The organism is Tabrizicola flagellatus, from assembly GCF_008271465.1.
Taxonomy (GTDB): domain Bacteria; phylum Pseudomonadota; class Alphaproteobacteria; order Rhodobacterales; family Rhodobacteraceae; genus Tabrizicola; species Tabrizicola flagellata.
In genome coordinates this window covers 23,010-30,887 of sequence record NZ_VMDU01000020.1, presented here as the reverse complement: position 1 = coordinate 30,887, position 7,878 = coordinate 23,010, and the positions used below count along the sequence as shown (strand labels likewise).

Annotated in this window: 9 protein-coding genes; all 9 read right to left on the bottom strand. The window is 67.8% G+C overall.

The annotated features are described in order from the left end of the window. A partial coding sequence (locus FL625_RS16855; protein WP_149589840.1) for a hypothetical protein occupies nt 1-322 on the bottom strand: 322 nt, incomplete at its 3' end. A 4-nt stretch (nt 323-326) separates the two neighbouring features. Continuing rightward, entirely contained in the window at nt 327-728 is a 402-nt protein-coding gene (locus FL625_RS16850; RefSeq protein ID WP_149589839.1) for a hypothetical protein, read from the bottom strand. A gap of 15 nt (nt 729-743) precedes the next feature. After that, nucleotides 744-1,355 (bottom strand): hypothetical protein, encoded by a 612-nt coding sequence (locus FL625_RS16845; protein ID WP_149589838.1) that lies wholly within the window; start codon nt 1,353-1,355, stop codon nt 744-746. Then, nucleotides 1,352-3,706 carry a phage tail protein gene (locus FL625_RS16840; RefSeq protein ID WP_149589837.1) on the bottom strand — a complete coding sequence of 785 codons (2,355 nt, stop codon included), beginning with the start codon at nt 3,704-3,706 and terminating at the stop codon, nt 1,352-1,354. The genes FL625_RS16845 and FL625_RS16840 overlap by 4 nt, the downstream gene beginning before the upstream one ends. Further along, nucleotides 3,703-4,119 carry a DUF6950 family protein gene (locus FL625_RS16835; RefSeq protein WP_149589836.1) on the bottom strand — a complete coding sequence of 139 codons (417 nt, stop codon included), beginning with the start codon at nt 4,117-4,119 and terminating at the stop codon, nt 3,703-3,705. Before FL625_RS16835 ends, FL625_RS16840 begins: the two co-directional genes overlap by 4 nt. 2 nt (nt 4,120-4,121) lie before the next feature. After that, complete coding sequence (locus tag FL625_RS16830; protein ID WP_149589835.1) at nt 4,122-4,754, bottom strand: hypothetical protein; 633 nt, start codon at nt 4,752-4,754, stop codon at nt 4,122-4,124. Nucleotides 4,755-4,756: 2 nt separating this feature from the next. Next, nucleotides 4,757-5,419 (bottom strand): hypothetical protein, encoded by a 663-nt coding sequence (locus FL625_RS16825; RefSeq protein WP_149589834.1) that lies wholly within the window; start codon nt 5,417-5,419, stop codon nt 4,757-4,759. Further along, entirely contained in the window at nt 5,419-7,557 is a 2,139-nt protein-coding gene (locus FL625_RS16820) for a phage tail length tape measure family protein (RefSeq protein ID WP_160147811.1), read from the bottom strand. The genes FL625_RS16825 and FL625_RS16820 overlap by 1 nt, the downstream gene beginning before the upstream one ends. Continuing rightward, nucleotides 7,554-7,865 carry a DUF1799 domain-containing protein gene (locus FL625_RS16815; RefSeq protein ID WP_149589832.1) on the bottom strand — a complete coding sequence of 104 codons (312 nt, stop codon included), beginning with the start codon at nt 7,863-7,865 and terminating at the stop codon, nt 7,554-7,556. Before FL625_RS16815 ends, FL625_RS16820 begins: the two co-directional genes overlap by 4 nt. Nucleotides 7,866-7,878 lie beyond the last annotated feature (13 nt).

Below are 7,878 nucleotides of genomic sequence, written 5' to 3'. Positions count from 1 at the left end.
TGGTCGGCAGGCGCAGCTGGCCGCCCTCGATCTCCACGTCCGCCGCGCCGCCGAACGCTCCCGCGTTGTTGAACTGGATTTCCCCCGAGGCGCCACCGGGCGACAGTCCGATAAGGCGGGTCGTGCCCGCGCTGCGCACCTTGACCTCGCCGGTAGTGGTGTTCAGCCATAGCATGCCGTCGGCAGGCGCGCCCGGATCGGACGCAACACCGCCCAGCGTGATCGGACCGACCAGAACGTGATCCTCGTTCCACCGATCGACGCTGACCTGCTTCCCGGAGTCGTTCGGCCCGGTTGCGCTATAGGCGTGCCGGATGCCCATCTGATCACGCCCCGCCGGCGATGATGGTGAATGAGGTGATCGTGACCTGCTGGCCAGGGGCGAGAACGTTGTTGTCCAGCGTCATGTCGCCACCTCCACCGGTGATCGTGACCGAGCCCTGAATGTGGCAGGTGGCCCCCTGCTTAATGCGGAAGTGACCCACCGTTCCGGCCGCATCGGCCGCGCTGTCCTGCCAGGTGCCGGCCAGCTCCTTGGTCCCTCCGCTTGCAGCGGCCAGCCAGTCAGACGGCAGGGTCATCGTCGCCAGAACGGAGCCGCTGTCGGCCGCCGCGCAGTTGGCAGGCGGGGCGCCGGTTCTCAGCTCGAGGGTCGGCGCCGGCCCGATCGCTGTCTCGATCGCGTCGAGAGCGGCATTACGGGCGGCGGTGGAAAACTGGAATGCCATGGCGGATGTCCTTCTTCAGAGCGTGATATCTGCGAGCGACCGGGCAATTTCGATCTCGATCCCTTCGAGCGTCGTCAGATCCGGCGCGGTCTCGATGGCGACCATCGCCCGCATGCGGGCGGTTTCGGTTGCTGCCCCGGCCGCCTTGAACCGGTCGGAAAGATGGAGCCAGATCTGCGCCAGCTGCCAGGCCGTCGGTGCCGTGATTCCGACCTCGCCGGCGATCAGGGGATAGTCGGCCAGATCCTTCGGTTCGCCGGACATCTCGGCTTCGCGGACATAGGCCAGGGCCTCGGCGCGCTTTTCGAGATAGAGCGCGTCCTGGCCGGGAATGTCGGTATAGATGCGGGATCGCAGAGCGCCGATCCGTTCGTTGATCCGGCGACGCGCATCTCGGCGCGCCAGCTCGAGCACGGCCGCAGCCTGTGCCTCCAGCTCTTCGCGTGTCGGCACCACGGGCTGCTTGGCTTCCTCCCGCCAGACCCATACGCCATCGCGATAGGCGAGGCGCGGCAGATCCGCCGTCGTGAACGGCGCAGGCAGCGGCACTGCTCCTGAGGGAAGCGCAGGCAGCACACCACCCCGTATGGGCCGTCCTTCCGCGTCGATATACGCGAACGCGATCATTTGGTTATCCTGACGGCAGTCATGTAGATATTCCTAACCGTCTCACTGGCGGCCGGCCACATGCCCTGGCTCAGGCCGCTCAACTGCTGGCTGACGATCAGGCGATACAGGAGGTCGTCATAGCTGCCGGCGACCGAACCGGAACTGGCGTAGACGTCCCATGCAGCACTACTGATCTGGTAGGTGTTGATCGTCTCCCACGGTCCCAGAGCGCCGCCCAGCACAGCCTTCGCGCGCTGCAGTTCGACAGTGAAATAGGGGTCTCCGAAATACAACCCGCCCTGTGCCTCGAAATGAATCCGCCGTTCCCAGCCCTGGCCAGGATCAATCGCCCCAATCGCAAGGGTGGCCAGCACCGTCCCCACTCCGGACGTGGCCCGCGTGAACGGCCCCAGCACCACTGTCTGCAACTGGATCGACACGGATCCTTCAGCCAGATCCGGGCTGGTGATCAGCGTCGCGGGCGTCGTGGCGGGGAGCCAAGCGGTCCATTGGGTCGCCCGGTCTGCCACGGGCTGTGCGCGCACCTCGTAGACGGTCGATGCCAGGATACCTTCGGTCACCAGAAGTGCCCCGGCGGCCACCGCCTGGGTAGATCCGCGGGAGACGATGGCGCCCGTGGCCTGCAGCCGGACCTCGTAGTTGATACCGTAGATGTCGTAGAGTTCCGGCTCCCAGGTCAGCGAGAGCGCCGGTCGGCGTGGAGTGCCGGTATCGTCACCGATCGACGTGCCGCTGACGGCGAATGACGGCAGGGTCTGCGCCGGCGGCAGATCGGGCAGGATCGAGATCGGGGCCGGGCCCGGCAGCGCAGGATAGTTGTAATCGGCCGGATCGCGCTCGATCAGGCTGACGCGCTGCAAGCCGCTCTGCATGTCCTCGGCGACCTCGGCGATCTCGAACAGCTTCGACGCATAGCCGTTCCAGCTGCTGGTCCAGGCGATCGCATCCAGCGGTTCCAGGATGGCCGCATCGGGCGGCAGGGTCAGCTCGTGTCGGCGGAACCGCCGCTCGCCCTCGACATAGGCATACATCAACCGCCGCGCCTGCGAGGCGAAGGGGCAGGCCACGAGGTTCAGATCGGCGGTCAGGCGGAACCCGCGGTCGTCCTGTTCGTAGATCGGGCTGTAATAGGGTTCGGCCTCGGCTGACTCCCAGCCGGCGGCCGGGTCGGGATACGTGGCGTGCGCCCCGTTGTAGGAGCCGGCCATGTTCGGGAACGGCCGGAACTCCTGCGGGCTCGAGGTGACGATATCGGAGTCGGTCATCATGTAGACCGGCGAGCCGGGCGGTCCGGCGCGGGTCTTCCACAGGCCGCCGATCTCGGCGAGGTTCCCCGAACAGACCTTGAGCAACTCGGCGATCAGATCGGCGGGCTCTTCGTCGACCGTGGCCTCGATACCGGCACGGAACTGAGGCTCGGTTCCGCTGCCGTTCGTCACCGCCAGATCGCATTCGTTCATCGCCGCGAACCACGAGGCCAGCGGCACATCCTCGGCCGGGAAACCGCCACCATAGACCGAGCCGTCCGGCAGCTCGATCCCGCGCAGCAGGTTGTAGATGCCGACCTGCGGATTGAGACTTGGCTCCCATGTGGCGCGGTCGTTCCAGCGATGCGATCCGGAGCCGCCGACGGAGGTATCCTTGCGCGGATCGTAGAGCGGGATCCCGGTCAGCTCGAACTTGCAGCGCGGCAGACCGGGAAACAGCTCGCGGTTGAAGCGGAACGTGCAGATGGCATAGACGAGCCCGCGACCGATCATGTCCGCGGTCCACGGCCGCTCGCTGTTGCCGGTCGTGTAGCGCGACAGCAGCATCGGGTCGGCGGCAGTCTGGCTGCCGTCGTAGACCTTGATCCAGGCGTGGCCGGCATATTTGCCAGTCGCGGGCAGGCCGTAGTCCGGGTGCGGCGTGGTGCCGAGGGTCACGTACTCATTGTTGATCATCCAGCGGGACAGGGTGGCGCCCGGCACGTCGGACAGCACGATCACATAGTTCAGCAGGTGGTTCGGCGTCCGTCCGGCGCTGCCATGCGTCATCGGCGGGCAGGCATGGGTTCCGGCGGTCGCCACCTTGTGCAGCGGGAATGCCTGCGGGTTGGTGTCGCCGGTCTGCGTGACCTTGGTCTTGATGCCCGGATCGCGCGGCTTCGGCATCAGGGCGCGCTGGAGAGCGGACAGCGCCACCGAGAGGGCAACCCTGGTGAGAACCTGGAGAAAGACGCTGGCCTTTATGGCCGCGCCGACTGTCGTTGCGAAGGTGCTGATGGCCGCGAAGAGCGGCGCCGCGTCGGCGGGGGCTGGCAGCACGACGAGGGCGATCAGGATCGGCAGGACCCGCGGCAGGCTCACGGCACCCTCCACGCCGTGGTGACGTGCTCGCGGGACACATGGCCCAGGCCGCGCGGGCCGAGACAGGCCACAGTCTCGCCCACGACCACCCCGAGCACCGGCTCGCCTTGGCCGTCCAGCAGGGCGATGTCGCCCACCTGGGCGAACGCTGGGGGGACCTCGGCGAACAGCGTCCGGACGACTGCAACGTGGTCGGCGAAACCCGCCTTTCGGACGCGCTTCAAGCCGCCTTCAAGGGTGGTGTAAGCCCCACGGAACGCGGCGGCCGGATCGTGGCCCGTCATGGCCCGAACCGCGCCGGCCGCGAACAGGGCGCAGTCGTTCGATCCGTAGCGGAAATCGGCGGGCGCGACCTCCCCGAGGTAGTCGTTGAGTCGGCTGCGCCAGTCGGGAAGACGAAGGGGAACCTTCACGGCTACCTCCCGTTCAGCGAGCCAGCGCGCAGCGGCGGCTTGCCCGTGCCCCAGTAGACATCGACTTCGCCCGAAACCTTGCTGTAGCGCAGGAATCTGTCGCCCAGCCGCCGCTTCTGGCTTTCATCCGACCGCTTCAGCGGCAGGGTGCGCGTGAGAAACCTGGCAGAGGACGCGACCGTGACCTCGCAGCGGATCTCGCCGGATTTGGGGTCGATGGGCAGGTCCACCTCGTCGATGATGCCCTTGAACACCCGATGCGGCTCTGCCACCAGGAGCCCGGTCACCGGATCGAACAGCGCGCGATGGATCTCAATCGATGCGAAGCGCGCGTCGTAGCTCCGGATCAGTGCCGCAACCGCCTCGGACAGCGGCGACAGCACGAAGCGCTGCATGCGTACGGCGATCCCGGCCTGCGACACGATGGGCGGAATCTCGATGATCGATCCTGCCCCGGCATAGGTGCGAGGGCTGCCGGCGATGGTGAAGGTCGCGTCCTGCGCCCCGGTCCAAAGGCCGAGACTTTCGGGTGCGTCGGTCGTCCGGTTCCGGGCGACGGCCCAGATCAGGATGCGCGAGTTGAGAGCCGTGCGGCCCTGGAACTGTGCAAGCGTGGCGGCATCGAACGTGCGCATGTCTACCTCAGCGTCTGAACGAAATCGAAGCCGAGACCCTCGCTCAGGTTGCCGCGGCCCGTGTTCGGCGAGAACGACCCGGCGACGACGACGGCCCGGCAGAAGGGTTTCCTCAACTCAACGCCCTGGCCGACAGCCGGAGTCGGCCGCAGGGGCGGGGTGACTTCGAACATGGGCGTCTGACCGGCGCTGTCCGCCACGACCATATAATCCACAACCCTGTGCAGCGCCTGGCGCGTCACCGACAGGTGAGCATAGGGGAACGAGAGATAGTCACCGCCCGACAGGACGTATCCCGGCGGCAGGCCGGCCAGCGCCATCTCGCGCGGATCAACCCCGACCGCATGAATGGTGGGTGTCGCCGTGCCGAGCAATGTTCCGGTCGGATCGGCCAGCGGATAGGGCCGCCGGCGATCGTAGATGTCGAAGCTGCGGCCCGCATGCCGCAGAACAGACAGCAGGACTTCCGGATTGCCGACCTCGTGGCGCAGCATCGGCGCAAGCTCGACCCGACCGGTCCACAGCCGCTCGGCGTACTCGGCCGTCAGCTGCTCGCCGCCGGCGGTACGCGACTGGGCGAGCTGCTCCGGCAGGTCGAAGGTGATCTCGCTGATCAGCAGCGTGTCGAAGAAGAATGCGCGGTTCAGGGGGTAGGTCAGGGCCATCAGTTCACCCGCTTGCTGTCGCGGCTGACGCGCCGAACCGACCCGGGCAAGGCCTCGCGATCGTAGATTTCCAGTCCCTTCCGGGTGGCGGCGAAGGCGATCTCCTCGATCTCCCGGTTGCCGCGGGCGCCGCGCATGTCGATGACGATGGTGCCCGGACCCGACCGGCCGAGCGGTTCGCGCCCGGCCCCGCCTGGTCGGCCGACCGCTCCGCCTGCGGCAAAGCCGACGAGGCTGCCGGCGTTGATCGCCTCCAGCAGATGCCGGTTTCGCGCCGTGGCCCTGGCATTCACGACGAACTCGCCGTTCGACAGCAGGGTCGGGATGCTGTCGGATGTCCCGGTGCCCGGCCCGCGCACGATCCCGCCCTCGGCCTTGCCGGACAGGCCCGGAAAGATCAGGTCGAAAACCCCCCGTCCGCCGAACAGCGACCCGAACGGTCCCTTGCCGAACAGGGCCGCCTGGATGACCGCCTGAGCCAGCGACGAGATGATGTTCTTCAGCACGTCGTTGAAGCTCTGACCCTTGACGATCAGGGCATCGAGCGCGCTGTTCGTGATGTCCTCGAAGAACTCCGCCCGCGCCTTGGCACCTTCCAGCGCTGCGGCCTCGCGCTCGCGCGTGGCGATCAGTTCCTCCACCTTCTGCCGTTCGGCCTCGGTTGCACCGGTCAGGGCCTCGCGGTGCTTCAGCATCTCCTTCTGGATCGGATCCTGAACCCGCAGCGCCTCGATCTCTTCCTCGAGCGACCGGATGAGATCCTCCAGCGCATTCGCTTCCTGCAGCGCCGCGGCGGCACCGCCCCCTCCCCCACCGCCGCCACCCCCGCCGCCGCCTCCTCGCACGACGACCGGGGCAGGGATCACACGCTTGCCGCCGTAGAGGGCACCGGATTCACGCGCCAGACGCTCGCCCGCCACGCGCCCGGCACCGTATTGGGCATACTGCGCCGCCAGGGACCCTGTCTGCGCGGACTCGTAGGCGGCGGCTTGCGCCTGTGCCGCCCCGATCGTCGCCACAATCCCCTGCGCCATGCCCAGGAGCTGGCTGGCGACCGGGAAGGCGGACTGGAACGCCGAAACCAGCCGGCTGCCGTCCGCAGACGCGATAGTGGCGACCACGGACTGTGCGCGGCTTGCCAACTCGCTGGCAGCGCGGGCCGCGGCCTGAGTCTTCTGGTCGATGTCGCCCGTGGCGACGGCCGCCGCACGCAGGGCGGATTCGGTTTCCAGCAGGGAGCTGTAGAAGGCCCGCTGACCCTCGGACATGTTCTGGATGCCGCCGGTGATGGCCGCGAACTCTTCCCGCAGCGCCTGCACCGCGGCCAGCTGGTCGCGCACACCCGTGGCATTCCCGACCTGCTGGATCAGCGCCAGGAACTGGGCCGTCTGCTCCGTGCCCAGCGTGATACCCGATTCCAGGAACAGGCGCCGGATGTCGCCACCGACTGTGGCGAACATCCCTGCGCCGAGCGTCTCCGACAGCTGGCGCACTGCCGCATCGGCCTCGGTCATGATCTCGGCGATGCGCAGCTGCGTGATCTCGCGCCGCATCGCCATGAGTTCCGGGGTGATGGCTCCGAAGGTATCGCGCAGGTCGGCGAACGACTTGCCGCTCTCGTCGCGCCAACGTTTGACGGCCGCCGTGACCGCCTCGATCTGCTGCTCCAGCGTGCGGGCGTCGTCCTCGGCGCCGGTCAGCCACTGCAGCATCGCCGAACTGGCGGCGATAGCCCCGAGCGTCACCAGATTGATCGGGTTCAGCATGGCCGCAAAGGCCCCGGCCAGCGCGCGCGCCGCACCCGCCGCTCCCATCGGACCGATTACCTGAGTGATCTGGGTGCCCTGCTGGATCGCGGTCGTCAGCGGGTTCTGCCCCGCCCCGATCATCATGAACAGGTCGTTGAAGTTCGCGACCAGGTTTCCGGTCGCACCGGCAGCGGCGCTGTTGGCCGAAGCCAGCGTCCGGCTGGCCTGCGCACTGGCCTGTTTGGCGGTCGCTGCCTGGCGATCCGCCGCCGTACCTCGCGCGGTGCTGGTGGCCAGCCTGTCAGTCGCGCCGGCGACATCCTGAATGGCGGCCTTCGCTGCGGGCGCACCCTCGGCGCGCAACAGCATCGACATGGTAAGTTGCGTCATGGCGCGCCTCCGTCGGCCTGAGCGCCCAGCACCCCCCATTCAATCAGTCTGACGGCCTCCCAGAGCTCCCGCGTCATCTCGACACCCGCCAGTTCGAGGCCGGCGCGCACAGCCGCGTAATCCAGGCCGGTGCGCTGAAGGCTGCCGTCTGGCTGGGCGACAGTTCGGAATTGCGAGCAGACCTCGAGAAAGGTCCGCACAGCAGCCTCGTTCTCCGGCCAGACACCCTCTGCCTCGTCATCCGTCCCGTCCAAATCCTCCGGCAGCAGCAGCCCCCAGCGCTCGGCATCAGCTCTGGCCCCGGTCAACCGCTCCCGTCTC

Excerpts from the sequence above, each read along its gene's own strand:
- FL625_RS16820 (WP_160147811.1), bottom strand. The coding sequence starts at position 7,557 with ATGACGCAACTTACCATGTCGATGCTGTTGCGCGCCGAGGGTGCGCCC.
- FL625_RS16830 (WP_149589835.1), bottom strand. The coding sequence starts at position 4,754 with ATGCGCACGTTCGATGCCGCCACGCTTGCACAGTTCCAGGGCCGCACG.
- FL625_RS16845 (WP_149589838.1), bottom strand. The coding sequence starts at position 1,355 with ATGATCGCGTTCGCGTATATCGACGCGGAAGGACGGCCCATACGGGGT.
- FL625_RS16825 (WP_149589834.1), bottom strand. The coding sequence starts at position 5,419 with ATGGCCCTGACCTACCCCCTGAACCGCGCATTCTTCTTCGACACGCTG.
- FL625_RS16850 (WP_149589839.1), bottom strand. The coding sequence starts at position 728 with ATGGCATTCCAGTTTTCCACCGCCGCCCGTAATGCCGCTCTCGACGCG.